Below are 24,756 nucleotides of genomic sequence, written 5' to 3'. Positions count from 1 at the left end.
TCGGTGATCTTCTGAGATACGATCATTCCTGAGACAACCGATATCAACCACAGGAAACCCTCGAGATTATGGACGCCAGAAAAGTACTCGTGACAGGCGCAAGCGGCGGCATCGGACGAGCTATCGCGCAAAGGCTGACAGATGATGGTTACCAGATCATCAACATTGACCTGGTCGAACCACGAAACCCGGTTTCGGGAGAAGTCTGGATCAAGGCAGACCTGACAAATGTAGAAGAGGCCAGGACAGCGCTTGAGCCATTGGTCAAGAGTGGTGATGTACTCCGAATTGTCAACAATGCAGGATTTATCCGCCCTGCCACGCTCGAAAACACCAGTATCGAGGATTTTCAGGCGGTGGTTGACCTGAACCTGCGCGCGCCTATCCTGGTGACCCAGGCACTGATGCCAGCTATGCGTCAGGCAAAATTCGGACGGGTCGTGAACATATCCAGTCGCGCATCTCTCGGTAAGGAGTTACGCACCGCCTACAGTGCGACCAAGGCGGGGATGCTGGGCATGACACGGACATGGGCTATGGAAGCGGCGGCTGACGGAGTCACAGTCAATGCAATCGGGCCAGGGCCTATTGCAACCGAACTCTTCCTTTCAGGCAACCCACCCGACTCCCCAAAAACCAGACAGATCATGGAAACAATCCCGGTCAAGCGAATGGGCACGCCTGAGGACATTGCACATGCTGTAGCGAGTCTGATTGACGACAGGGCAGGTTACATCACAGGCCAGGTGCTTTATGTCTGCGGAGGGATGACAGCAGGCATTTCGCACACAGCCTGACTATTACTGATCTGACACCCGCTCCCGCGCTGGCATAGCCACTGGAGCGGGAGTCTTGCAGCACAAGAGACTGAATGATGAATAGTTTCGTCCGACACGCCTGACGTCTCACGCATCGCCTTCCTGACTGGCGTAAAAGCCATCCCAAGAGGCTGACCCCGTGTCAATTCCGATCAAGTCCAGCACACGTGCAACCGAATGATCCACCAGCTCTTCAATTGTTTTGGGCAAATGATAAAAGGCCGGTAAAGGCGGAAATATGATTCCACCCATTTCAGTGACAGCCGTCATGTTGCGCAAATGGGCCAGGTTAAAGGGTGTCTCTCGCACCACCATCACAAGCCTGCGCCGCTCTTTTAAGGTCACGTCAGCTGCCCGGGTGATGAGGTTATCCGAGAACCCGTGTGCGACAGCGGCCAAGGTGCGCATCGAACAGGGCACGATAACCATTCCAGCTGTCTGAAATGCTCCACTTGCGATAGTTGCCCCGACATCCCGGATGTTATAGACGTGATCAGCCAGCGCATAAACATCCTGGCGGTTGATCTCAAGCTCGTGTTTCAGATTCAGCACGCCAGAAGAGGAGATCACCAGATGCGTCTCGACATCTGGACGACCTCGCACTCGCTCAAGTAGCCGGGTCGCATACAGTGAACCTGTCGCTCCGGTAACACCGACTACCAGACGTTTTTTACTCACGCGGTTGCGCCTGCTTCCTGTAGCAAAGTCTTGAGCTCACCATTCTCGTCCATTTCAGCCATGATATCCGACCCGCCAATGAACTCACCCTTGACGTACAACTGGGGGATGGTTGGCCACTGGGAATACTCCTTGATTCCCTGACGAACCCCATCATCTTCCAGAACGTTGACCGTCACCAGTTTTGTCACACCACTCTGACGAAGAATCTGGATCGCACGCCCGGAAAAACCACACTGGGGAAACTGCGCCGTGCCCTTCATGAACAAGACGACCGGGTTGCCGGTCACGGTTTCTTTTATAAAAGTCTGAACGTCTGACATGGTGTTCTTTCCAAAAATTAAATAATTAAAACAAGGCGAGTCTGCATTTCTCGCCTGACATTCTGTGAGGTCGCCCCCAAAATCCTTCAAGACATTGATCGTGCTTTATCCTTCAAGCATCAAAGGTCCCACTCAACAAGTAAGTTGAACGCCATTACGCGCAACCCCACTGAGCTATTGACCACGCTATGCATCATTATAGGGAGCAGTTGTCCTCATGGCAGGGGATCACACAACGCAAGTGGGGTTCTGTCTACAGGACGATCCTCAGGCCAATCCACTTCCCCTAACGACGCCAGACACCGCCCGATATCCGGTCAAGGCCGGCAAGATCCGGATCGGTCCTGACATCATCAAACCCGGCCTGACGAAGCAAATATCGCACAGACTGACCTTGATCGTATCCGTGCTCGACCCATAAACTGCCGCCTGTCTTGAGCCACATGGGCGCTTTGGTGACAATTTCATCCAGCGCCGATAGCCCATCCTTTCCGTCGGTCAGAGCGACTGCAGGTTCGAATCGCAGATCACCCTTTAAAAGATGTTCGTCGTCCTGGTGAATGTATGGAGGATTCGAAACAATGAGATCGAACAATTGCCCTCGCTCCAGCGCGTCAAACCAGTTTCCATAACAAAACGTAATTTGCACACCAAGCCGGCGTGCATTGCCCTTCGCTACGTAAAGCGCCCCCTGACTGGCATCTGTTGCAGTCACGCTGGCATCTGGCCTTACCCTCGACAGTGCAATCGCAATCGCGCCGCTACCTGTTCCAAGATCGAGCAGTGCAGGTTTCTTCAGGTCGGAAATCAAGGCAAGCGACTTCTCGACCAGCAACTCTGTCTCGGGTCTCGGAATGAGTACCTCTGGGGTGACTTGTAACTCGAATTCCATGAAAGACCTGCGGCCGATCAAATAAGCCATCGGCTCCCCCGCCAACCGCTTCTGCAGCAGACAGTTGAACTGGTACAACTGATCGCTGCTCAGCGATTCATCATCATGTGCAAGCATCCACGCCCGAGGTCTTTCCAGCACATGCTCCAGTAGCATCCGCAATTCGAGCCTGGGCAATTCTGCCCTTGCCAGGCAATCCTTGATCGATGGCAAGCTCGTCAACTCCTTAGAGACCATCAGCCAGTGCGGCCAACTGGTCCGCCTGATGCTGGGACAGCAACACCCCGGTCAGCTCATCCAGGTCTCCCTCCATGATCGCACCAAGCTTGTACAAAGTCAGATTGATCCGGTGGTCCGTCATCCTTCCTTGAGGGAAGTTGTAGGTCCGGATACGCTCGGATCGATCCCCCGTTCCGACCAGGCTTTTGCGCTGGGCGGCTTCCTTGTCCTGCTGCTCTCGCAACTGGCGATCCTTGAGCCGGGCTGCCAGCACCTGCATGGCCTTGTCCTTATTACGGTGCTGCGAACGGTCATCCTGGCACTCTACCACCAGCCCGGTAGGCAAGTGGATGATACGGACGGCCGAGTCAGTCTTGTTAATGTGCTGACCGCCCGCCCCACTGGCGCGAAACGTGTCGATGCGCAAATCAGACGGGTTGATCTGAATGTCAGTCTGCTCATCAGCTTCGGGCATTACCGCAACTGTACAAGCCGACGTATGGATTCGGCCCTGAGATTCCGTCTCAGGCACACGCTGAACCCGATGCGCACCTGACTCGAATTTGAGCCGGCCATACACACCATCTCCTTCGATCCGGATAACCACTTCCTTAAAACCACCCAGCTCGGCCGGGCTTTCAGACATGAGTTCGACTTTCCAGCCCTGGCGCTCGGCGTATCGACTGTACATGCGCAACAGATCACCGCAGAACAGGGCACTCTCATCTCCACCTGTGCCGGCCCGGATCTCGAGAAAAACACTACGAGAATCGTCCGGATCCTTCGGCAACAGAAGGATCTGCAGATCTGCCTCAAGTTTCTCGATGCGGTCCTTGCATGCGCCGATCTCCTCATTCGCCATCGCTTTCATTTCAGGGTCCGACAGAAGATCTCTGGCTTGCTTGAGATCGATCTCGGTACGCTCTAGTTCGCCAAAGGCAGTGACAACTGGTTCCAGCTCGGATCTTTCACGCGAAAGCTGTCGAAACTGCTTCATATCATTGGCGGTTTCGGGCTGAGCAAGCATGGCATCGACCTCTTCGAGCCGTCGAGCCAGTTGCTCAAGGCGTAATCGCATGGATTCATTCATCGGCAAGGTCAGTCCAGATGGAGTTATTTAATAAAAAGTGCAAGATGGCAAGCCCGATCACGATCAGGCTTCAAAAAGCTCATCAGGCCGTGCCACGCATCGCCTGACGCCCCATGGCATACACGGGGTTTGAGTGTCGCAGCTAACGCCGGATATCGCGGGAAGGAAAAAGTCGTGGCAACCAGCCCATCAATTGCTGCCGCTCTGTCTGCTCACACTTGTGAAGTGCGGCCAGTGTGCCATGAAGATACTTCTGGCTCAGTGCGTGAGCCATCTGCTCAAGAACCAGTTCAGGTGACTCACCTCTTGCCAGTGCCCTGCGAGCCTTTTCCAGCTCTTTATGCTGGATATCCTGCGCACCTGCCTGAAGAGACTGAATCACGGGAACGGTCGAACGCAGCTCCAGCCAGTTCATGAAATTACGTACTCGCGCATCGATAATAGCTTCAGCCTGGACGACAGCAGCCTGACGGGACTCTGCACCGGACTGAACCACAGCACCAAGATCATCCACAGAATACAGATACACATCATCGAGACGACCAACTTCGGGCTCGATATCCCTGGGCACAGCAAGATCGACCATCACCATCGGTAGCCTGCGGCGCTCGCGCGATGCCCTCTCTACCATCCCCAGTCCGAGGATGGGCAAGGAGCTTGCCGTACAGGATACGATGACATCGAATTCAGACAGTCTGCCAGGCAAGTCCGCGAGGCGCATGGTGGACGCCTCGTAACGACTTGCCAATGTTTCAGCACGCTCGATTGTGCGGTTCGCTACCGCAATCTGTCGTGGGTTACGCGCGGCGAAATGGGTGGCACAAAGCTCGATCATTTCACCTGCACCAATGAACAGGACGCGCGAATTCGAGAGGTCACCAAACACGCGCTCAGCCAGGCGCACAGCGGCAGCCGCTAGCGAAACCGACTGTGCGCCGATTGCGGTCGTGGACCGCACTTCCTTGGCAACAGAAAATGTGCGCTGAAACAACTGGTGAAGCAAGGTGCCAAGCGAGCCTGCTTCTTCTGCCACGCGAACGGCATCCTTCATCTGCCCGAGGATCTGGGGCTCCCCGAGCACCATGGAATCAAGACCGCTGGCAACCCGGAACGCATGCCGGACCGCCAGGTCGCGATCATGAACATAGACGTGAGGCGAGAGCGAGCCTGAATCGATCTGGTTGAACTGAGCGAGCCACTGCGGCAAGTTTTGCGCGACGTTGCTGTCAGTTGCACAGTACAACTCGGTCCTGTTACAGGTTGAGAGGATGGCCGCCTCGCGAACCTTGCCACCAAACGCCTCTTTTAAAGACTTGATCGCGGGCCCGACAAGATCTTCAGACAAAGAAACTCTCTCGCGCACAGAAACTGGCGCAGAAGTATGATTCAGACCTAGCGTGTAGACTCCGACAGACATAGGATCTCATTCTGCCGCCTGGATGCGACAGACAGGTTGATGATTGACGTCAAGTACGATTATAAGTGACAGACTGCTTACACGTCGCAATAGTTGAACAAGATGACAGACCAGCCCCCCCCTGTTTGTTGATGGCACGGCTAAGAGCATCTGACCACTCCCCTCAGCCCACGGCTTTTAAAGCCAATATTAATGCGGGTTAACACTGACAATCGATGGAGAGTGCTCGGGGATTTTGCGCTGAAGCAGGGGTTTGAAGCCTGTTGCGTGTGCGCGACAATTTATTTTAGTGTATGATTCCGTTCCTGATGGCCCGGTAGCTCAGTCGGTAGAGCAGAGGATTGAAAATCCTTGTGTCGGTGGTTCGATTCCGCCCCGGGCCACCAAAGTTTGAAGCCCCAGCGTGAAAACGCTGGGGCTTTCTTCTTGGATCAACTCGGCAGCAATTCTGGTGAACCCATCCAGTGGACATGGTGATCGATGCCACCCGACAACGTGACGGTGCATCACGAACATCACACGTCACATTTGCCTTGAAAGCTCCGGCAAAGATGCCGTACACCCCTCGCCAACTAACACCTTCTCGCTCTCATCCACCCCTCTCTTCCTGGACTCCAGGCCGCCCGATGACCGCAGCCGTCACTCTTTCCGTCTTTATAAATCAACAGCCAGGGCCTGCGGCAGGCGTGCTATTCACAACACATCTGCGACTGGTTTTCCACCTGTATTCTTTCGATCCGCTACAATCACAAGCCTCAGGCCCTCAAGGCACTCCTCGAGGCACATTCAAGGCGCCGTCTGAGTGAAAGTCCGGCAAAGTCGTAGCGCTCTTGCTTCTTGATTCACTCCTTCATCTGCTTGCGCAGCTTCGCTGCCCTCTCGTGCCCTGTTCCCTCACCCCTTATTGAGACCTTGCCATTAATTGGCCGGGCTTCCGCAATTCATCAAGAAGGCACACTGCAATGATTATCCTTAAGAACGTGACCGTGCGTCGCGGCAGCAAAGTCTTGCTCGACAAGACGTCTGTCACGCTGAACCCTGGTGAGAAAGTCGGCCTGGTTGGTCGTAACGGCGCGGGGAAATCATCGCTGTTTGCCGTGCTCAACGGCAGCTTGCAAGAAGACTCTGGCGAGTTCTCGATCCCGCCTCAATGGCGCATGTCGCAGGTGGCGCAGGACATGCCAGAAACCGAACAAAGCGCGACAGATTTCGTGATAGAAGGCGATACCTTCTTGTTGGCCGCGCAGGCCGAAGTCGCCGCTGCTGAAGCCGGCGACGATGGCATGCACATGGCTGAGGCCTACATGGCATTGCATGACGCCGGCGCCCATGATGCCGCCTCCCGCGCCCAGGCACTGATCCTTGGCCTGGGGTTCAGCGTGACCCAGCTCGATGACCCTGTGAACAGCTTCTCGGGGGCTGGCGAATGCGCCTGCAATTGGCTCGTGCACTGATGTGCCCGTCAGATTTGTTGCTGCTTGACGAACCCACCAACCACCTGGATCTGGATGCTCTGGTCTGGCTCGAAACATGGCTCAGGAACTACGCCGGCACTATGGTTGTCATCAGCCACGACCGCGAGTTTCTGGATGCCGTCACCAGCGTGACTCTACATATTGATCAAGGCAAGCTGGTGCGCTACGGTGGCAACTACAGCAAATTCGAAGACATGCGTGCCGAACAAATGTTGCTGCAGCAAGCAGCCCATGCCAAGCAACAAGAAAAAGTCGCACATCTGCAGAAATTCATTGACCGATTCAAGGCAAAAGCAAGTAAAGCCAAACAGGCACAAAGCCGCGTCAAGGCGCTGGAGCGAATGGAGAAAGTGGCTCCGTTGCTGGCCGACGCTGAATTCCAGTTTGGTTTCAAACAACCCCTCAGCCTGCCTAATCCGATGCTGTCGATGGCAGGTGTCGACATTGGCTATCCGCCGTTGCCTGGTGACACCCAGGCGGTCCCCGCGGATGCCAAAGCGACCGTCATTGTTCAGAAAATCAACCGCTCTGTGCTTGCAGGCCAGCGCATTGGCATTCTGGGAGCTAATGGGCAGGGCAAGTCCACACTCGTCAAGACCATCGCCAGTGCATTACAGCCACTCTCAGGCGAACTCATCACCGGGAAGGGACTGAATATTGGTTATTTCTCGCAGCAGGAACTGGATGTGCTGCGCCCCGCCGAAACTCCGCTCGAACACATGATCCGCCTGGTGCGCGAGACGCCCGCCGCGACCCGACCCGGCGCAATGGATTGCCGTGAACAAGGATTGCGTAATTTCCTTGGGACCTTTCACTTCAGCGGCGATATGGTAAAGCAAGCTGTCGGCAGCATGAGTGGGGGAGAAAAAGCACGCCTGGTGTTATGCATGATTGTCTGGCAGCGCCCCAACCTGCTGTTGCTTGACGAACCGACCAATCACCTGGACCTTGCCACCCGCGAGGCGCTAGCCATGGCCCTCAATGACTTCGAAGGATCGGTGATGCTCGTTAGCCACGACAGAGCGTTGTTGCGTTCAGTATGCGATGAATTCTGGCTGGTCTCTCGCGGCGGCATCAGTGACTTCCTGGGCGACCTGGACGACTACCAGATCTACCTGCTGGAAGAAGCCAAACGCCAGCGTGAGCTTGTCTCACGACGCGCCGCATAACGGGCCATCAGCTATGCCGGTGCCGCCAAATCGATGGGACCGGCACAGGCATTGTCAGTTTTTAATGACTCGCGCATTAATTCTGGCATGCCTTTTCATGTATGCGACCGAACCCATCAAATATGTATCATTTTGTAACACCACTATCTTTATGGACGGGAATAGATCAAAGTGGCGCTGGGACTTTTTCCCTGAATACATTTAGGATCTACATTGAAGACAGAAATCGGTATTGTGAAGTGGTTCAACAACGACAAAGGCTTCGGCTTTATTATGCCTGAGCAAGGTGGCAAGGACCTCTTCGCACACTACAGCGAGATTCAAGGCGAAGGCCACAAGTCTCTTGAAGAGAACCAGCGCGTATCGTTTGTTGCAGGACAAGGTCAAAAAGGCCCCTGCGCGACCAAGATCCAGGTGATCTGATACATCGCGTGTGCACTATGCACACGATGAGCGCTTAGCAGTAATAACGGAACCGTTTCACATTTGTGGGGTTCCGTTTTTTATTAGGCGTTGACGTCTCCGGCATTCAGGCCCATTTGCCAAAAATCGACTTCCAGACGAGTCGCTTCACGGAAGGTGACGGCCAACGCATCAAACCGCTCTGGCGCCTGTTTAGCTAGCTTCTGGTCCATCCAGTCGCGTTCGACTTGTGCTGCAGCCTGAAACTCTGGACTGATGTACATGCTGATCCATGCTTCATATGGATTTGCGTCGCCACGCACGGTAAATGACTGGGCCACCAGCCATTTGGCAATTTCAGCATAGCCAATCAGGCATGGGGCAAGCGCCACGTGAAGATCAAGCAAGTCGCCACGATTGCCTGCGTCCAGTACGTATCGCGTATAGGCAACCGTTTCTCGAGCCTCGGGAAGCTGCGCAAGCTCTTGCTCACCAATCCCCCATTGAGCGCAATACTCAATATGCAAGCCCATCTCCAAGTCGACAATTGCCTTCAGACTGTCGAGGCTTTGACGCAACTCATTCATATCGCGGCTTTTGTAGACAGCAAGACCCCAGGCCCGGGCAAAATGTACGAGAAACAGATAATCCTGGCGCAGGTAATGGCGAAAGGCCTCTGGGTGCAGCGTGCCTTCGCCAAGCTGTCGAACGAAATCATGCTGGCAGTACGCTCGCCAGTCAGACAGACATCCTTGAACCAGAGCATCAAAACCAACTTCATTTGAGCGTGACATGTAACCTCCGCAGGTCAAAGCAGAAAGAATCATTTACAAACGGGCTCGAGACACGACATCAGCCCCTCTCCTCAAAGTACCGTTCCGATCATCAAAACCTGCTCTGATGCAACCACTGCGCACTGCTTTGGATCGGATACGGTGAGCGAGTCACCACCAAAACAGCCCTCGCTCAAATGAACCCGGGACGCATCGACGATGCGTCCCGGGTTCATTTGAGCTCGAGACTACTCAGCCGGTCAATGTAGCCTACCAGCGTTCGAGAATGGGATCCATCCCTGCTGCCTTGAGCGCATCCGCGCGTGTCTTCATCCAGTCTTCCTGGAAGGCGTCATCACTATCATGCTGGCGACTGTTAACGTCTTTCCAGGCAGCTTCCAGCACTTCCTGTCTTTTGACCAGATTTTCCTGATTTTGCTGCAGGTCATCGGTCCACATGCCTTTGTCCTTGAATACATTGACGGCACCTTCGTGAAGCGGCACGACCCACTCAAGACGCTGTTTATCCAGCGCCCAGCCATCAGCACCCGGGGCTGCATCCTTGTACATATCGAAGGTATCAATCATGGCATTGGTTACCTTGCTCACCAATGACGCATCCCGATCAGCATAGGTCATCAGAATCGGGTACGGGTAGGCTGACGAATGAACACCATTTTCCGCGCTCAGTCCTGCACCTTCCGTGGCATAAAGCGGATAAAAATATGAACCAACCGCCTGAACCCGTGCCCAGCCTTCCTTGTCCTCGGGGTCCATGACAGGATAGGTAATGCCTCGGTTGGACTTCTCCAACGCATACGCTTTACCTGCAATAGATGATCCGAATACAGAATCCGCCTGGTTGGCCACAATGCCATCCCAGGCTGCACCATAGCCACCAAACTCGACTTTCTCTACATCGTCCCAGGTCAAACCACCAAAAGCCAGCGTGGCTGTCATGTTCTGGTTCAGTGCAGGCGCTCCGATAATCCAGGCGACACGTTTACCTTTGAGATCAACCGGTGTCTTGACCCCGATGTCGCCTGCCGTCATTGCCGACAGGGCAGACTGAACCGAGTTAAGCATCAGGTTTCTGACAGGCTGCGGCCCCCACGCCCTGGATCCAAACTCGTACATCCCTTCCTGCGCAAAGAAGACCCCCCCCCACGCCGTTGACCGAGAAGCTGACCTGCCCCTCGCGTAAAGGCAAGTTGCGTGACACGTCGTTCTTGCCTGGCAGTACACGGATGCTGACACCGTACTTCTGCCGGAACGCGTTGCCAATCGCCACCGCCTGGTTGTAACCGGCTGACCCCACATCGTATGCACTCCAGGCCAGCACTTTCGGGAGCTCCAAGGTGTTTTCCTGTGCCAGCGCAACTGGGGACAGCATCAGTCCGACCAGAGATAAACCAGCCCATTTGAAAGTACGTTTCATATTTTTGTCTCCTGTAAGTTCATGCACGCAAACCAGGTATCAGTGCTTCTGTTTTCTCTGTTTGAAAGGGCGCGACATACCCGCCTGGATGTTGTATTCATGTGGTTTCATATGGCTTTTCGTTTGCGTACCCAATCTGCCAACCAACCACAACGGCTGACGTCCTGACCAAGGGTACCAGCAATGATGTCGCCTTGAACACTGCAACGCGATGCGCGTGACGAACAGGCGGATCGGACTTAGACGATGAACCAGGGATCTGGTCCATCACACTGACCAGATCAAACTGATCAATTCTGAAATCGCCTGATGGCGAGTTTCGTCGCAACAACCTGTTGGCCAGGCAGGCACTTAACCTGCTTTAGCAACTCTGATGCGCCCATAAAACTCAGCACCTGTAGAGCCTGCCCTTTTACCTGAGATAATTCTTAACAAAGGGAAATCACCTAGCCCGGATTTTTCACGGAAATGGGCGGCATTTGTTTAACCCATTGATACAATTGGGATTACGCCAATAACGCTTCGTAAGAAGCTTAAACAAAACCGCCCATGAATGATTCTATCCCAACCCAGCTTCGCTTTCCTGCCAGTGCTGGTTTCACCGTGCGTGCACAGTTTGATGGTGGTGCCCTGTCGAGCGATTTCGGCGCCATCCTGCTTCGGGGTACGGATCTGCAAACCGGGCTGATCTCGCGTCTGGCTGGCGCAATCCATGACAAACGCCATCCGTCGTATATCTCTCATTCCATGACCGATCTGCTGCGCCAGCGCGTGTTCCAGAGCGCATGCGGATATGCCGATGGCAATGACGCCAACGCCTTGCGTGCAGACCCGATGTTCAAGCTCGCCGCGGGCCGTGCACCGCTGGACGCAGACACCGACCTCGCCTCAGGCCCGACGCTGTCATGGCTGGAGAACAATCTGACTCGTCGTGATATCTATCGTCTTGCCAAAAGCTTTGTCCACGCCTTTATCGACAGCTATGCCCAGGCCCCGGCCTTGATCGTGCTCGACATGGATCACTCCGAGGATCCCACTCACGGCCAGCAGGAACTCGCCTTTTACAACCACCATTACCGCCACCACTGCTACATGCCGTTGTTTCTGTTCGAGGGACTCTCGGGCAAGCGCCCCACAGGTCGGGAAAATGCCGCCATCATCGCGCGTGTGGTGCGCGCGCTGCGCCAGGCCTGGCCCGACACCCACATCATCTTGCGCGGTGATGGCCATTTCTCCAACCCGGAACTCATGGCGTTATGTGAGCAGGACCCCGCAATGGACTTCATCTTTGGACTGGCGGGCAACAAGGTGCTGCTACCCCTGGCGCAACCGTTGCTTGAGCGAGCAAAGTCCCATTACCAGTCGCGCTGCGAAAGCGCCCGCCATCTCGGCTTGCCTGCCCCGGGTGCAACCCGCCTGTATGACGACCTGTCCTATCAGGCCGGCACCTGGCCCAAGGCCTATCGGGTCGTGCTCAAGGCTGAGGTGATGGCGCTGGGCGAGAACCCCCGGTTTGTGGTGAGCTCACTGAACGAGCCCACAGCCGAGTTGCTCTATCGCGAGCTGTACTGCGCTCGCGGCCAGGACGAGAACTACATCAAGGCCATCAAGAACGATCTGGCCAGCGATCGCACCTCTGACCACACCTTCCTTGCCAACCACATGCGGATGTTCTATGCCTGTGCAACGGATGTGCTGATCCACAGCCTGCGTGAGAATACGCTGGCACACACGGAGCTGGCCAGAGCGCAGCCCGGGACCATCATCCTCAAGCTGTTCAAGCTCGCCGTGCGGGTCGTGCAGTACAAAGACCGGATTCGTCTGTCCTTGCCCACAGGGTGTCCGGTGAAAGGGATTCTGGAGCGGGTGACCGAACTGCTCTACCAGACACAGCGGCCACCCGCACCGGCCTGAGCGCAGACGCGCGATCAGACAACCCTTTAAAAATTCAAAACCGAGACATCGGAGGTTGATGCACGCTTGTTGCTGACCCGTTCAGGCCGAAATCGGCGAAAGCAGGTAAGAAGTTGGCAAAATCCACTCTCCAATCTGCATGGCACGCGCAACGGAAACGTCAAAGGGTGCAGAAATCAGGAAGAACCAGGGAAGTCGCAGCACTCAGGCCCGGTTTATGAAACGTTCGGGCTAGTTGCAGTCTTACTCATTCGCAGATCCAGAACTGACGCCCTCAAGCTATCCGTTGAAGCAATGGTCATGGGCGCACGCCACGCATTGCCTGTGGCGATTGCATGTGCACTGGTAGGGGTCATCATCGGGATCATCAATCTCACCGGTGTGGCTGCGACATTCGGCGGATACGTAATCGCGGTTGGTGAAAACAGTCTGTTTCTGGCGCTCTTTCTGACGATGATCACCTGCCTGGTGCTGGGCATGGGAATCCCGACCATCCCGAACTACATCATCACAAGCTCACTCGCGGCCCCCATTCTGCTGGAGCTCGGTGTACCACTGATCGTATCCCACATGTTTGTGTTCTATTTCGGGATCATGGCAGACCTCACCCCACCGGTCGCGCTTGCTTGCTTTGCCGCAGCACCCATCGCAAAGGAGTCAGGACTGAAGATCAGTTTCCAGGCATTGAGGGTTGCAATCGCCGGCTTCATCATGCCGTACATGGCAGTCTATGCGCCTGCGCTGATGATGCAAGGTGATGGCGGATTTCTGGCAGTTGCCTACATCGTCTTCAAGGCACTACTGGCTATTGGTTTGTGGGGGCTGGTGCAATTGGCTACCTGTTCGGACCGCTTGGCTGGATCAGCCGACTGATTGCCATTGGTGCCGCAGCATTGCTGGTCCTGGCAGCACCGCTGACAGACGAGGTCGGCCTGGTGCTGTGCATTGGATTCATCCTGTTGCATGCATGGCAGGTCAGGCGCAAGAGTCGTTCAGCGCCGACCGCTAGCGCATAGTGTCCGGATGAGTGTCGTGATGTGGGGCGTATGTCTTGCGCTGGCATCCATGCCGGCCGCAAGCGTGCGCTTCATCGAAACGGATCAGTTCACTCTAGCCTGGACGCACTCGATCGAGAAGGTCCGCTGGGAAGAGGATTACCGGATCGTCACACCTGAAGACCGATCTGAGCAGAAATCTTCTCGGCCGCGCCTGACCGCAGATCACGCCCGTATCCGGGGATCAGCGGCAGGAATGGAACCCCCGTCAGATGCCAGACTGCTGGACGGATGGTATGTCTATCAACCTGAGCAGCCGCTCGAGCCTGTGTTGCGCCTGACGCGCTCGGGGTATACCGCCGACTACGAATGGTGCGTTAACGGGAACTGCGTGTCCATGGAGTCGATTTTGCCGAGCGACGGTGGCGTCACCTTGCTTTATGCATGCAAAAACCCTGCAGCCCTGTCACAGTAGAATGATGGCGGTTTTTGGCGAAGTGGTGTCAGGAGATGTTTGTAACCGAAAGACTAACCGGTTCAAACATATCGTCGGGTCCGGCACTTTGACATTGCAACTCGGGAATACTGACTGAGCGGCGCTGATCGCAACCGCCCAGCGTCACATCACTGCAACATCCCGGGTAACCACGTTGCCAGCGATGGAAACGCAATCAGCACTGCAACCATCAGCATGCTGCACAGGATGTAAGGAATCGCAGCGAGGTAGATTTCCTTCATCGAGGTTCCCTGCGGCGCCACACCTTTCATCACGAACAGCAACAATCCAAACGGCGGTGTCGTGAAGCTGATTTCGAGCGAAAGCAGTACGACGACGCCAAACCAGATCGGATCGAAACCCAGAGACTGAGCCAGAGGAAAGAAGAATGGCACGGTGAGCATCATGATGGAGATCTGCTCCATGAATGTGCCAAGCACAATCAACACAGCAAAGATAGCCAGTAGCATCAGGATGGGCGACAGATCAAAACTTGTCGCCCAGTTGATCAATCCACTTGATGCTCCCGAGAACGCGAGCAACTGACTGAAAGTCGCAGAGCCCAGAACAATCATGAAGGCCATGAGCGTTACCTTCAAGGCCCCCTCAATTGAGGCGAGAAATGCTTTCCACGTCATGCAACGGTAGGCAAATCCGAGGATGACCACACCCAGTGCGCCAAATGCGGCAGACTCCGAAGGGGTCGCCCACCCGAACAACAACATGATGACAACGATGGCCATCACGCCGACCATGGGCAGCACATCTTTCAGGAAAATGAGAAGCTTCTGAGCGAGCGGAATTTCAGGTACGTCATAAGATGGTGCGGCATTCGGATCGATCCGGGTCTGTATCCAGATGAGCAAGACGTACAAGCCTGCCAGCAAGAAGCCTGGAATGATGCCCGCAACCAGCAAAGCACCAACATCAATCTTGGCAAGTGTCGCGAGCAGAACGGCCAGCGCCGATGGCGGAATGATGATCGCCAGGCCACCGGTGCCCATGATAGGTCCGATGGACATGTGCTTCTTGTATCCGCGCTTGACCATTTCGGGAACAAGCACCGACCCCAGCAGGGCCGTGGAACCCATGGATGACCCACTGACCGTTGCAAACCCTGTTCCACCAACGACCGTCACGTACGACAGGCGTCCGGGAACCTTACCCATCAGAACGTCCACCGCATTGAACATTCGCATGCCCAGTCCGGTCCTGAAGAACAGTTCCCCCATCAGCAGGAAAAGCGGAATCGGAACCAGACTAAAGCTTGAGAGTGCTCCAAAACCGTTGTTCAGCACCTGAATGATGCCGTTGGCCCCTCCCATGAAAATCCAGGCACCGATCAGGTTGGCAGAAAGAAACGCAAACGCAATCGGCACGCCGATCAGCATGAATGCGACGATCAGGCCGAGCAGAAGGCTCAGTGCAAGATACCACTCCATCATTCTTTGAGCCCCGTCTCGCCGGTGTGAAGAATTTCACGACCCACGACAAATTTCATGAATTCAATAGCCATCAACGTGAAGCTCACCGGGAAGGTAATGTTCAGGAGCCAGGTCGGATAAAAGTAGGCGCGCACATCCAGATCACCCCGATCCAGATTCATCTGGACGAGCTCCGCCCCTTTGAACGCCATGACCGCGCACACAATTACACAGAGCAGACAGACAAGCCGGCTAAAGACATTCAATGCTGACCTGGACAGAGCTGCAGTTAACAGCTCGATATGGACATGACCCCGTTCCCGCACCAGCCAGGGCGCGCCGAGCAATGTCAGGTAGAACATGCCGTATTCAGTCGACAAAAATAACCAGGCGGTTGGCTGATAGCCCAGATTTCGCTGCATCACCGAAAAGATCACGGCCACACCGAGCCAGACCAGCAGGCTGCCGGAGACGATGGCTAGCCCCGTCACCAGCCCGTTGTACGTTTTAACCAGCGTGCGCATTGAAAATTCCCTGCATAAGCCTGCCAAGTGGCTATGGGCTTGCAAATGAAACCATCACAAAAACAGGCCATCCTGGTCGCATTGCAACTGGTTATGGCCTGTCTTCTCTCATTCAGTCGAAAGACTCAATCAAGGACGGTTAAATTTCTCGATCAGTGTGTCGTAATACTCAAGACCCATTGGCTGCTTCTGCATCTGCGTACGCATGCGATTCCAGGTTGCCTCGCGTGCGCCGGTAGAGAATTTCTCTGCCGCAGCACCCTCCAGGTTTACGACCTGCATTCCATCCGCATCGAGTTCAGCCAGTTGCTTCTGAGCAAGCTCAGCAAACTTCTCCGCACTCTCGCGCTCATGCTCGATCGCAACTTCTTGCAGAATCTTCTTGGCGGGATCGCTCAACTTGTTCCAGCGATCGAGATTGACAATCACGCCCATGTCCGTCGAGAAGAAAGCGGGATTCACACGATACTTTACAAACCGGTTCCAGTTAAGGTCTTTCAGACCGATCTGCGTCCAGCCCGTTGAGTTGACCACACCACGCTCAAGTGCTGAATAAACTTCGGGGGTCGGAATGCTGATTGGCTGAGCGCCCAGCACGTCTCTGAAGAATGCGTCGTAAACAGGGTTGCTACGCAGCCTCATCCCTTCTACAGTCAGGTTTCCGTCTGGATCCAGCTTGGGAGGGTTGATGGTGTAGAGGTTGTACTTGACTCCACTATCAAACCAGCCCAGGTAGTACACACCCATCTTGTCCTGGTGAATCTTGTTCAACAGATCAATACCGCCATTTTCCCGGGCATAAACTGCGTCAGTGTTGGATGCGACCATCACATCACGTTCGGGAACCGCGCCACCATAAAAACTGGCGGCGGTGTAGGCCATGTCAACGACACCGTTACGCACCGCGTCGGGTTGTTGTGGAAGACCAATCACTTCCGGGCCACCTCTGACCTGAATCTGCACCACCCCCTCACCTTTCTCGTTCACTTTTTTCACGAAATCCAGAAAGCTCTGGGTATAGACAAGGTTTGGCGGGAACGCATGCACCGCAGTGACTGTCTCAACCGCAAAAACAGGGGAAGATGACAGAACTGTCATCGTGGCAACTGCGGCAAACCAGGACTTTTTCATCGATATTCTCCTTGCGTGCATTGACAACACAACTGCATATGAATTTTTTGGGCAGTGCAACATTCACACCGGGCAGACTCCACTCAGGGCTATTCCGGGTCACTCTCGTACGGCATCCCCGCTGACCGGAACCAACGTGACTCACGATCATCAAACCTCTGAATCAGACACCATACAAATGTATTTCTTTTATAACAATAAAAAGACTAACATAATCTTTGAACAGTTCAAGATTTTTTTGTTGAAGTCCGTTTGACGATGCTTCCCCGTTCGCCTGTGATGGGCTGCCAGTAACGGGAACTGGACTCACCGGCCCGCCCAAGATCAACCTGGATCCGGTAGCGATCCGGACGGTAGAACGCATCCAGATGCTCCACACCGCGACCTCCCTTGTCGTACACGACTCGCTGCAAAGCAATAAGCGGTGCCCCGACTGGCACATCCAGAGCCTGCGCAATCTCCTCTGTCGCCAGCGTTGCAGAGATAGTCTGTGTCGCATGGTCTACTTTGACACCACTACGTTCCAGCAACATGAACAAGGAGGTGGTCGCCAGTGCTTTCTCGTCATAACTCTGGGCGATGTTGGCAGGAACGTGAGTGATCAGATAAGAAAACGGCTTTCCCTGCATGCTGCGCACGCGAACCGAATACTGGACCCTGTCGCGAGGCGCAAGCTTCAACCGGGACGCGACCGCAGCAGAAGCCGGGCGGTAAGCAAATTCAAGCAACTTGATGCTCGACTCTTCACTCATCCGCACGAAATTCGGTAGCAGATTCGAAACATCGGCCGTAATCTGCGCGGCCTCCATCGGCCTTTCGAGCACAACCGTGCCAACCCCTGGGCGACGGGTGACCAGACCTTCGTCAGCCAGTGCTGCCATGGCCCGTCGGACCGTAATCCGGGAAACCTGGTGCTTTTGTGCGAGCACCAGTTCGCCTGGCAAGCGAGTCCCCGCAGGCATCTCGCCACGCTCGATTGCATCTTTGAGCAAGAGGTAGACCCGGTGGTATTTGGTGCTGTTCACGATTTGGAAATTGTCTTGTTATTGATGATTGTCAGGCTTTGTGTTCTGCTATAGTTTGTTCTATAAATACGACAATTAATTGCACTTAACGAACTATACGCAATTCGCTTCAAGAATGGAACAGGGAGAGTCTGCAATGCCAGTCCTGAATGTATCCCTAATAAAAGGCTACGACGCCAAGACACGTCAGGCACTAGGTGAGTCGCTTACTTCAGCTGTTCTCCAGGTCATTGATGCTGCGCCAGAAGCCATCGTAGTCTGTATCAATGAACTTGACGAGCAGAACTACTATCGCGGCGGCCAGGCCAGACGCGCGGGTCTGGCCAAAGCGGCGCCGATGGAAACCGTACGAGCATTTCTGCACGCCATGCAGGACCGAGACCTTGCCAAGGCAAGAACCTATCTTGCACCGGAATTCAAGATGACATTCCCAGGCGATGCAACCATGACGCGGCTCGAAGATCTTGTCGAGTTTTCCAGACTTCGCTACCGCTTCGTCCAGAAAACATTCGAATCCTTTGATACATCATGGAAAGGCGATGTTGCTGTGGTGCACTGCCACGGCACACTCAATGGTGAAGCACTTGACGGCATCCCGTTTAAAGGCGTGCGTTTCATTGATCGGTTCGAACTCCAAGGGACGCTGATTGTCAGGCAGCAAGTCTGGAATGATCTCGCTATCTTCCTGAACACACCTGGCCAGTCATCCACACCCGCATCCGGCGCCAGCGCAACACGCTGAGCAAGCCCCGCCAACCATCAGGCAGCTGCAAGACAACCCGTTGTCGCAAGCTGCGAGTTCACAAAAAAAGGGATAGCAGCCATGACCCCAAGAAATATCACCATGACAAGCATTCAGGAACAGATGCGCACAGATCTTTGCCTGGCGCCTGGCGTCTATGACGCACTTTCTGCGCGTATGGCCCAGCAGGCCGGATTTGAAACCGTCTACCTGTCAGGTGCCAGCGTGGCATACACCCGACTGGGCGGCCCGGACATTGGTCTGCTGGGACTGACTGAGGTCGCCGATGTCCTGCGCTACATCAGCGAACAGACCGATGTGAACGTGATCGTCGACGCGGACACCGGATTTGGCAACGCGATCAACGTGATGCGCACAGTTCGCCTGCTTGAACGCGAAGGCGCCAACGCCATACAGCTAGAAGACCAAGGTTTTCCCAAGCGCTGCGGCCACCTTAAAGGCAAGTCACTAGTATCCAAAGCCGAAATGGTCGGCAAACTCAAGGCCGCCCTGGATGCCAGGCGATCGGAGAACACCCTCATCATTGGTCGAACCGACGCCATTGCTGTCGGCGGCATTGATGATGCGATCGAGCGTGCTGTAGCGTACCAGGAGGCTGGCGCAGACATCGTCTTTGTGGAAGGTTATCGCGGGCAGGAACACGTTGACCGCATCATGCACGCGCTACACGGCAAGGTCCCATTGATGGCCAATATGGTTGAAGGTGGCGACACGCCGATCGACTCTGCGCAGACGCTCAAGGAAAAAGGGTACTCACTCGTGATTTTTCCGGGAGGACTGGTGCGAGCACTGACTTTTGCCATGCAGGGATATTTCGCATCCCTGAAGCAAACTGGCACGACCGACAGCTGGCGCGACCGGATGCTTGACTTTACCCAGCTCAACGACGCCCTGCAAACGCCTGCCGTGCTTGAACTTGGCCAGCGGTACGAGCCCTGAAATGCCCCACACCTCAGAAACAACCAGGAGCCTCCCATGATCGAATCCAACAAAACTGCCCGCGAAATCTTTCACGAAGTGATGGCCAACCCTCAGCGCGTGCCGTTCGGGTTTGGCGAGAAAGCCATCCTCGTCAACGTTGACTTCCAGAAGGCCTACACCCGCACGGACCTCTTCAAGACCGCGTATGAGACTGACCCACGCCAGATCGAATACGTCAACACACTGGCCAAGGCATTCCGAGCACTGAACTGGCCAGTTGTCTGGACGCACGTTGCGTACATGGAGTCTGGCGAAGACGCCGGCGTATGGGGAACACGAACCAACACCGAGGACTCTCTGCAGAACATCAAAGTCGGCTCGGTCCGATCCGAACTCGACGACCGTCTCGAGCTCGATCGTGCGCAAGACGTTTTCATCAACAAGCGCATGGCGTCAGTCTTCTTTGAAACCAACCTCCAGTCCCTGATGGTCTGGCACAAGGTGGACACCGTCATCATCACAGGCGGGTCGACTTCTGGCTGCGTTCGTGCCTCAGTAGTAGAGAGCCTGTCGCGGGGCTATCGCACCATTGTGCCGATGGAGTGCGTTGCGGACAAGCACGAAAGCTATCATTTTGCCAACTTGACGGATATGGTTCTGAAATACGCCGACGTCATGAAAGTCGAGGATGTCCTGTCCTGGCTCAAGAGCCAGCAATCCTGACCTGCGAGGTGACCGCGATGAAACCCAGCCCTGGCTACTACGACTACTGGTCCTACGAAAATCGTCCGAAGATCACCTGGCCGGGCGGTGCCCGCGTCGCATTCTGGGTGGCACCCAACATTGAGTTCTACGAGCTCGACCCTCCTGCCAATCCTCATCGAAAAGCCTGGCCGACGCCGCATCCCAGCGTTCCTGGCTACTCGATTCGTGACTATGGGAACCGGGTCGGACACGACCGACAGATGCGAGTCCTGGATCGATATGGTGTAAGGGGATCTATCTCGCTGTCGACTGCGTTGTGCGAACACCATCCCGAGATCATCGCAGCCTGCAAAGAGCGCAACTGGGAGTTCTTCAGCCATGGCATCTACAACACCCGCTACACCTATGGCATGACTGTCGAACAGGAACGCGAGATGATTCGTGATTCCTTGCAGACCATTTATCGGCACACCGGACAGGAATGCGCGGGCTATCTGGCACCTGCCCTGTCACACTCGGACCACACACTGGATCTTTTCAGTGAAGTCGGCGCCGAACTGTTTGGCCAGGAAAGCTCCGCAGGCATCTACACATGCGACCTGTTTCACGATGATCAACCCACACCGATCAAGATCCAGAGCGGGCGTCGTTTTGTATCCGTCCCCTATTCACTGGAGATGAACGACACAATCGTCTACACCGTGAACAAGGTAACGCCGCGCCACTACCTGACCATGCTCAAGCGTCACTTCGACCGACTGTATCAGGAAGGAGCCACCTCCGGAACGGTTATGTGCATTCCCACGCATAACTATCAAGTCAGCTGCCCACATCGCCTGGCAGCCCTGGAAGAGGCGCTGGACTACATAACCAGCCATGAAGGCGTCTGGGTGACCACAGGCCGCGAAATCGCCCAGCATTACATGCAAAACTATTACGACCAGGCGGTCAAAGATATTGACGGTAAAGCCAGCGCAGGAGGTGCAGCATGAGCCAGCTCGACCACACTTACCTCCAGTACTCAAAGCGTCGTTACGGATACGACCACGACTGGTACGAGTGGAGCATGCTTGAGAGCCGTGCACCACTGGTCTGGCCAGACCGAAAGCCCCTTGCTGTCTGGATCAACGTCAGCTTGCAGCATTTCCCTCTTGACCAGAAAGGCAAGCCTTTCAAGACGCCTTTCGGCATGACTATGCCCTATCCCGACTTACGCCATTTTTCTTTGCGTGACTACGGCAACCGGGTCGGCATTTATCGTTTTCTGAAGTTCTTTGAAGCAAACGGACTGCCTGTTACGTATGCCATCAACGCATCACTGGCAGGGTCAGCACCCCAGTTGATAGAACGTGTCTGCCAAAGCGCGGGGGAAATCGTCGCTCACGGCTGGGACATGGATCACCTGCACTCCCCGGATCTCTCCCGTGACGCAGAGTCCGAACTGATTTCCAGGTCTGTCGATGTGCTGCGGGCTGCCACAGGGAAGAAGATTCAGGGCTGGCTCAGTCCAGCTCGCAGTCAGAGCTGGAACACGTTATCCCTCCTGCCGGAGGCTGGCCTGTCGTATTGTATGGACTGGGTTAACGACGATCTTCCCTATCCGGTTTCCGTCGAGACGGGACCGCTGACCATGCTGCCCCTGAACACTGAGGTCGAGGACAGCTTTGTAATGGGGAGTAACCTTCACAGCGAAGACGAATGGGCAGATCAAGTCATCGATGCAACGGACTTCATGCTCAAGGAGGGCAGGACCCAGAACGCTGGACGCATGCTTGGCATCAGCCTGCATCCATGGCTGACTGGCCAGCCGCACCGGATTGGATGCGTCGAGCGCGTGCTTAATCACGTGCTGGCCCATCGCGACCAGATCTGGCTCGCAACGGCGGGCGAGATTGTGAGCACATTCGCCGAACAGCAGAAGCAGGCGGCACAGAAACCATGACAGAAACATCCGAGTCAGATGTTTTGACCGTCGATAAACTGCCCGAAACGCACGTACCGGTGGTGATTGTCGGTGCGGGTGCCTGTGGCCTGGTTGCGGCACTTGCTGCGCGGGATGCGCGCGCAGAGGTTCTCGTGCTTGAACGTGACACGCTCCCACGTGGCAGTACGGCAATGTCTTCAGGGCTCATTCCTGCTGCCGCCACCCGATGGCAGCAGGCACTGGAAGTCACTGACAGCCCTGATCTGATGGCCAGCGACATCCAGCACAAGAACCATAACGAAGCTGACCCGGTGATTGTTCAGATGGTCACGCAACGCTCCGCGAAAACATTGCACTGGCTTGCGGATCGCCATGGTGTCGAGTTCAGTCTGGTAACCGGGTTCCTGTATCCGGGACACTCCGCATTGCGTATGCATGGAACGCCACGCCGCACGGGTGACGAACTCATGGGCGCTCTCACCAATGCCGCAGAACGGGCAGGCATTGATATCCTGTGCGAAGCCCGGGTAGACACTATTCTTGTCACCCACTCAGGTACTGTGTGTGGTGTGCGAGTCAGTCGACCTGACGGATCATCAGAAGAGATTGGTTGCGATGCAGTGATACTCGCCTGCAGCGGCTTTGGCGGTCACGCAGAGATGGTTAAACGCTACATGCCTGCAATGGATGCCGCGGTCTACTACGGGCATGCCGGCAACCAGGGCGACGCGCTCAGGTGGGGCGCGCGGCTTGGTGCCCAGGCACTGGATCTCGCCTCCTATCAAGGTCACGGCTCGCTGGCATGGCCTCACCAGACACTGATCACCTGGTCGGTCATGATGATGGGCGGCATTCAGATCAACAGTCTGGGTGAGCGTTTTTCAAATGAACATGAAGGCTATTCGGAACAGGCCCGTCGTGTACTGGCCCAGCCCGATGGCATTGCCTGGAACATCTTCGATCATCGCATTCATGACGCCGCGATGGAGTTTGAAGACTACCGGCAAGCCTGGTCCGCTGGCGCAGTGCAAAAGGCAGACTCTGTCGAGGCACTGGCCGGATTAATGCGGGTTCCCGCGGACACCTTGAGCGAAACGATCGGCCAGACGTGGGCGCTTTGCGATCAGGGAGGTGTGGACAGCATGGGACGTCGCTTCCAGACAGACCAGAGATTGACCTCACCCTTCTATGCGATCAGAGTGACTGGCGCCTTGTTTCACACCCAGGGGGGCTTGCGGTCGACCCTGAAGCGAAAGTACTCAGTGCCAACGGCCAGCCAATCCCCGGCCTGTATGCAGGTGGCGGAGCGGCTCGCGGCGTTTCCGGCTCTGGGGACAGTGGTTACCTTTCGGGCAATGGCTTGCTGGCCGCCGTGATGCTCGGAGCAACGGCAGGGGAAAGTGCCGCACGTCAGACTTTGGACAAGTGACGTTCAAAGTGACTGCCAAAGCGCCTGCCGGTGACCAGCAGCATCATTGCTGTTAAGCAATCACAAGCGGGCAGACTGTGTGCGGATGCGTACCCTGATCTTATCTGTCACCGCAAGTGTGGGCCCGTGGTGCACTGCTGATCCGGTCAAACAACGGACATAGCGCGCCTGACCATCAGGCACCTGGTGCGAACCAGGGGAAGTCCTTTCTGTACCGAGACTCAAAAGCGTCGATCTGATCACGGTATGAAAGCGTTAGCGATAGCTCGTCGAGCCCTCTCATCAAGCACTCTTTCCAGAAAGCGTCCACTTCAAAACTGGCATCACCGTCATCCCAGCGAATCCGGCCCTCTTCCAGACTGACAGTCAGCTGGGTCAGAGCATCCGGACCAGCCAGCACGCCCATCAGTCTGGCATGGTCGTCCGGGTGCAAACGCACTGGCAAGACACCATTTTTGAAACAGTTGTTGTGAAAGATATCACCAAACGTTGTGCCTACCACCACTCGTACGCCGTAGTCCGCGAGCGCGTAGACCGCACCCTCTCTCGAGGATCCGCAACCAAAGTTCTCTTCTACAACAAGAATGCGCGGGTGCTCTCCTTCACTCGTATTTAACGGATGTGATCGGATCCCGCCATCATCAGAAAACCGCATGTCGTGAAACAGGAACTGCCCATATCCCTGTGCACGGTCCTTCTTGAGGAATCGAGCCGGGATGATCTGATCCGTATCCGTGTTCGGCCCACGCAGGACTGCAACGCGGTCGGTCAAGGTGGTCAGGGGTTCAAACGTGGTTTCTTGTGTGCTCAT

General features: G+C 55.3%; 24 protein-coding genes, 1 tRNA gene and 2 pseudogenes. 14 read left to right on the top strand and 13 right to left on the bottom strand.

Features of this window, described 5'->3' with window-relative positions; genetic code table 11:
* Positions 1-68: 68 nt before the first annotated feature.
* A complete protein-coding gene (locus DBV39_RS16365) occupies positions 69-797 on the top strand; it encodes an SDR family oxidoreductase (RefSeq protein ID WP_108622452.1) in 729 nt (242 codons plus the stop codon).
* A 108-nt stretch (positions 798-905) separates the two neighbouring features.
* Here DBV39_RS16365 and DBV39_RS16360 read toward each other — a convergent pair whose 3' ends face one another.
* The 5 genes from DBV39_RS16360 to hemA form a co-directional block, all read right to left on the bottom strand.
* Positions 906-1,496, bottom strand: a complete 591-nt coding sequence (locus tag DBV39_RS16360) for a UbiX family flavin prenyltransferase (RefSeq protein WP_108622451.1) — start codon at positions 1,494-1,496, stop codon at positions 906-908.
* Positions 1,493-1,819, bottom strand: a complete 327-nt coding sequence (grxD, locus tag DBV39_RS16355; protein ID WP_108622450.1) for a Grx4 family monothiol glutaredoxin — start codon at positions 1,817-1,819, stop codon at positions 1,493-1,495. The genes DBV39_RS16360 and grxD overlap by 4 nt, the downstream gene beginning before the upstream one ends.
* Positions 1,820-2,105: 286 nt before the next feature.
* Positions 2,106-2,924, bottom strand: a complete 819-nt coding sequence (gene prmC, locus DBV39_RS16350; protein WP_227870685.1) for a peptide chain release factor N(5)-glutamine methyltransferase — start codon at positions 2,922-2,924, stop codon at positions 2,106-2,108.
* A 13-nt stretch (positions 2,925-2,937) separates the two neighbouring features.
* The gene (gene prfA / locus DBV39_RS16345; RefSeq protein ID WP_108622448.1) at positions 2,938-4,020 is read right to left on the bottom strand and encodes a peptide chain release factor 1; all 1,083 of its coding nucleotides are present in this window, start codon (positions 4,018-4,020) and stop codon (positions 2,938-2,940) included.
* A 142-nt stretch (positions 4,021-4,162) separates the two neighbouring features.
* Entirely contained in the window at positions 4,163-5,437 is a 1,275-nt protein-coding gene (gene hemA, locus DBV39_RS16340; protein ID WP_108622447.1) for a glutamyl-tRNA reductase, read from the bottom strand.
* A gap of 310 nt (positions 5,438-5,747) precedes the next feature.
* On the opposite strand from hemA, the gene DBV39_RS16335 reads away from it, so the two are divergent.
* The 3 genes and pseudogenes from DBV39_RS16335 to DBV39_RS16325 all read left to right on the top strand — a co-directional run bounded on the left by DBV39_RS16335 (position 5,748) and on the right by DBV39_RS16325 (position 8,504).
* Positions 5,748-5,823 (top strand) — tRNA-Phe (locus tag DBV39_RS16335).
* A 576-nt stretch (positions 5,824-6,399) separates the two neighbouring features.
* A pseudogene (locus DBV39_RS16330) lies at positions 6,400-8,081 on the top strand (ABC-F family ATP-binding cassette domain-containing protein).
* A gap of 213 nt (positions 8,082-8,294) precedes the next feature.
* Positions 8,295-8,504, top strand: a complete 210-nt coding sequence (locus DBV39_RS16325; protein WP_108622446.1) for a cold-shock protein — start codon at positions 8,295-8,297, stop codon at positions 8,502-8,504.
* 83 nt (positions 8,505-8,587) lie between these two features.
* Here the strand turns inward: DBV39_RS16325 and tenA are convergent, their stop codons facing one another.
* From tenA to DBV39_RS19590, 3 genes are all read right to left on the bottom strand, one after another.
* Positions 8,588-9,277 (bottom strand): thiaminase II, encoded by a 690-nt coding sequence (tenA, locus tag DBV39_RS16320; protein ID WP_108623333.1) that lies wholly within the window; start codon positions 9,275-9,277, stop codon positions 8,588-8,590.
* A 249-nt stretch (positions 9,278-9,526) separates the two neighbouring features.
* On the bottom strand, positions 9,527-10,393 hold the full coding sequence (locus DBV39_RS16315) for a TAXI family TRAP transporter solute-binding subunit (protein ID WP_159079006.1): 867 nt from the start codon (positions 10,391-10,393) through the stop codon (positions 9,527-9,529).
* Positions 10,335-10,694, bottom strand: a complete 360-nt coding sequence (locus DBV39_RS19590) for a TAXI family TRAP transporter solute-binding subunit (RefSeq protein WP_159079005.1) — start codon at positions 10,692-10,694, stop codon at positions 10,335-10,337. The genes DBV39_RS16315 and DBV39_RS19590 overlap by 59 nt, the downstream gene beginning before the upstream one ends.
* Positions 10,695-11,243: 549 nt before the next feature.
* Between DBV39_RS19590 and DBV39_RS16305 the strand changes: the two genes are divergently transcribed.
* From DBV39_RS16305 to DBV39_RS16295, 4 genes are all read left to right on the top strand, one after another.
* A complete protein-coding gene (locus DBV39_RS16305) occupies positions 11,244-12,608 on the top strand; it encodes an IS1380 family transposase (protein ID WP_108622443.1) in 1,365 nt (454 codons plus the stop codon).
* A 66-nt stretch (positions 12,609-12,674) separates the two neighbouring features.
* Positions 12,675-13,481 (top strand): TRAP transporter large permease subunit, encoded by an 807-nt coding sequence (locus DBV39_RS16300; protein ID WP_322348722.1) that lies wholly within the window; start codon positions 12,675-12,677, stop codon positions 13,479-13,481.
* Positions 13,424-13,624, top strand: coding sequence for a hypothetical protein (locus DBV39_RS20125; RefSeq protein WP_227870958.1), 201 nt, complete (start codon positions 13,424-13,426; stop codon positions 13,622-13,624). Before DBV39_RS16300 ends, DBV39_RS20125 begins: the two co-directional genes overlap by 58 nt.
* A gap of 7 nt (positions 13,625-13,631) precedes the next feature.
* Entirely contained in the window at positions 13,632-14,078 is a 447-nt protein-coding gene (locus tag DBV39_RS16295; RefSeq protein ID WP_108622442.1) for a DUF1850 domain-containing protein, read from the top strand.
* A gap of 149 nt (positions 14,079-14,227) precedes the next feature.
* Here the strand turns inward: DBV39_RS16295 and DBV39_RS16290 are convergent, their stop codons facing one another.
* The 4 genes from DBV39_RS16290 to DBV39_RS16275 all read right to left on the bottom strand — a co-directional run bounded on the left by DBV39_RS16290 (position 14,228) and on the right by DBV39_RS16275 (position 18,203).
* The gene (locus tag DBV39_RS16290) at positions 14,228-15,544 is read right to left on the bottom strand and encodes a TRAP transporter large permease (RefSeq protein WP_227870683.1); all 1,317 of its coding nucleotides are present in this window, start codon (positions 15,542-15,544) and stop codon (positions 14,228-14,230) included.
* Positions 15,541-16,047 carry a TRAP transporter small permease gene (locus DBV39_RS16285; RefSeq protein ID WP_108622441.1) on the bottom strand — a complete coding sequence of 169 codons (507 nt, stop codon included), beginning with the start codon at positions 16,045-16,047 and terminating at the stop codon, positions 15,541-15,543. The genes DBV39_RS16290 and DBV39_RS16285 overlap by 4 nt, the downstream gene beginning before the upstream one ends.
* A gap of 129 nt (positions 16,048-16,176) precedes the next feature.
* Positions 16,177-17,178 carry a TRAP transporter substrate-binding protein DctP gene (dctP, locus tag DBV39_RS16280; protein WP_108622440.1) on the bottom strand — a complete coding sequence of 334 codons (1,002 nt, stop codon included), beginning with the start codon at positions 17,176-17,178 and terminating at the stop codon, positions 16,177-16,179.
* Between the two features lie 227 nt (positions 17,179-17,405).
* Positions 17,406-18,203 (bottom strand): GntR family transcriptional regulator, encoded by a 798-nt coding sequence (locus DBV39_RS16275; RefSeq protein WP_227870682.1) that lies wholly within the window; start codon positions 18,201-18,203, stop codon positions 17,406-17,408.
* A 136-nt stretch (positions 18,204-18,339) separates the two neighbouring features.
* Between DBV39_RS16275 and DBV39_RS16270 the strand changes: the two genes are divergently transcribed.
* The 6 genes and pseudogenes from DBV39_RS16270 to DBV39_RS16245 all read left to right on the top strand — a co-directional run bounded on the left by DBV39_RS16270 (position 18,340) and on the right by DBV39_RS16245 (position 23,945).
* Positions 18,340-18,945, top strand: coding sequence for a tautomerase family protein (locus DBV39_RS16270; RefSeq protein WP_108623331.1), 606 nt, complete (start codon positions 18,340-18,342; stop codon positions 18,943-18,945).
* A gap of 81 nt (positions 18,946-19,026) precedes the next feature.
* On the top strand, positions 19,027-19,905 hold the full coding sequence (locus tag DBV39_RS16265; RefSeq protein ID WP_227870681.1) for an isocitrate lyase/PEP mutase family protein: 879 nt from the start codon (positions 19,027-19,029) through the stop codon (positions 19,903-19,905).
* Between the two features lie 36 nt (positions 19,906-19,941).
* A complete protein-coding gene (locus DBV39_RS16260; protein WP_108622438.1) occupies positions 19,942-20,610 on the top strand; it encodes an isochorismatase family protein in 669 nt (222 codons plus the stop codon).
* Positions 20,611-20,627: 17 nt separating this feature from the next.
* Positions 20,628-21,584: a polysaccharide deacetylase family protein gene (locus DBV39_RS16255; RefSeq protein ID WP_108622437.1), complete on the top strand. Its 957-nt coding sequence runs from the start codon at positions 20,628-20,630 to the stop codon at positions 21,582-21,584.
* Complete coding sequence (locus tag DBV39_RS16250) at positions 21,581-22,534, top strand: polysaccharide deacetylase family protein (RefSeq protein ID WP_108622436.1); 954 nt, start codon at positions 21,581-21,583, stop codon at positions 22,532-22,534. The genes DBV39_RS16255 and DBV39_RS16250 overlap by 4 nt, the downstream gene beginning before the upstream one ends.
* Positions 22,531-23,945 (top strand): annotated as a pseudogene (locus DBV39_RS16245) (FAD-dependent oxidoreductase). The gene DBV39_RS16250 and the pseudogene DBV39_RS16245 overlap by 4 nt, the downstream one beginning before the upstream one ends.
* Positions 23,946-24,120: 175 nt before the next feature.
* Here DBV39_RS16245 and leuD read toward each other — a convergent pair.
* Positions 24,121-24,756, bottom strand: a complete 636-nt coding sequence (leuD, locus tag DBV39_RS16240) for a 3-isopropylmalate dehydratase small subunit (RefSeq protein WP_108622435.1) — start codon at positions 24,754-24,756, stop codon at positions 24,121-24,123.

Source organism: Orrella marina, from assembly GCF_003058465.1.
In the GTDB taxonomy this organism is placed as follows: Bacteria; Pseudomonadota; Gammaproteobacteria; order Burkholderiales; family Burkholderiaceae_B; genus Algicoccus; species Algicoccus marinus.
This window is presented reverse-complemented; position numbering and strand designations above follow the sequence as displayed.

What these genes read in the sequence shown, in the direction of transcription:
- DBV39_RS16315 (WP_159079006.1), bottom strand. Translation starts at nt 10,393, where the DNA reads ATGTACGAGTTTGGATCCAGGGCGTGGGGGCCGCAGCCTGTCAGAAAC.
- DBV39_RS16270 (WP_108623331.1), top strand. Translation starts at nt 18,340, where the DNA reads ATGCCAGTCCTGAATGTATCCCTAATAAAAGGCTACGACGCCAAGACA.
- grxD (WP_108622450.1), bottom strand. Translation starts at nt 1,819, where the DNA reads ATGTCAGACGTTCAGACTTTTATAAAAGAAACCGTGACCGGCAACCCG.
- DBV39_RS16290 (WP_227870683.1), bottom strand. Translation starts at nt 15,544, where the DNA reads ATGATGGAGTGGTATCTTGCACTGAGCCTTCTGCTCGGCCTGATCGTC.
- DBV39_RS16255 (WP_108622437.1), top strand. Translation starts at nt 20,628, where the DNA reads ATGAAACCCAGCCCTGGCTACTACGACTACTGGTCCTACGAAAATCGT.
- leuD (WP_108622435.1), bottom strand. Translation starts at nt 24,756, where the DNA reads ATGAGCACACAAGAAACCACGTTTGAACCCCTGACCACCTTGACCGAC.
- DBV39_RS16265 (WP_227870681.1), top strand. Translation starts at nt 19,027, where the DNA reads ATGACCCCAAGAAATATCACCATGACAAGCATTCAGGAACAGATGCGC.
- DBV39_RS16260 (WP_108622438.1), top strand. Translation starts at nt 19,942, where the DNA reads ATGATCGAATCCAACAAAACTGCCCGCGAAATCTTTCACGAAGTGATG.
- DBV39_RS19590 (WP_159079005.1), bottom strand. Translation starts at nt 10,694, where the DNA reads ATGAAACGTACTTTCAAATGGGCTGGTTTATCTCTGGTCGGACTGATG.
- prfA (WP_108622448.1), bottom strand. Translation starts at nt 4,020, where the DNA reads ATGAATGAATCCATGCGATTACGCCTTGAGCAACTGGCTCGACGGCTC.
- hemA (WP_108622447.1), bottom strand. Translation starts at nt 5,437, where the DNA reads ATGTCTGTCGGAGTCTACACGCTAGGTCTGAATCATACTTCTGCGCCA.
- DBV39_RS16250 (WP_108622436.1), top strand. Translation starts at nt 21,581, where the DNA reads ATGAGCCAGCTCGACCACACTTACCTCCAGTACTCAAAGCGTCGTTAC.
- DBV39_RS16305 (WP_108622443.1), top strand. Translation starts at nt 11,244, where the DNA reads ATGAATGATTCTATCCCAACCCAGCTTCGCTTTCCTGCCAGTGCTGGT.
- tenA (WP_108623333.1), bottom strand. Translation starts at nt 9,277, where the DNA reads ATGTCACGCTCAAATGAAGTTGGTTTTGATGCTCTGGTTCAAGGATGT.
- dctP (WP_108622440.1), bottom strand. Translation starts at nt 17,178, where the DNA reads ATGAAAAAGTCCTGGTTTGCCGCAGTTGCCACGATGACAGTTCTGTCA.
- DBV39_RS16295 (WP_108622442.1), top strand. Translation starts at nt 13,632, where the DNA reads ATGAGTGTCGTGATGTGGGGCGTATGTCTTGCGCTGGCATCCATGCCG.
- DBV39_RS16365 (WP_108622452.1), top strand. Translation starts at nt 69, where the DNA reads ATGGACGCCAGAAAAGTACTCGTGACAGGCGCAAGCGGCGGCATCGGA.
- DBV39_RS16285 (WP_108622441.1), bottom strand. Translation starts at nt 16,047, where the DNA reads ATGCGCACGCTGGTTAAAACGTACAACGGGCTGGTGACGGGGCTAGCC.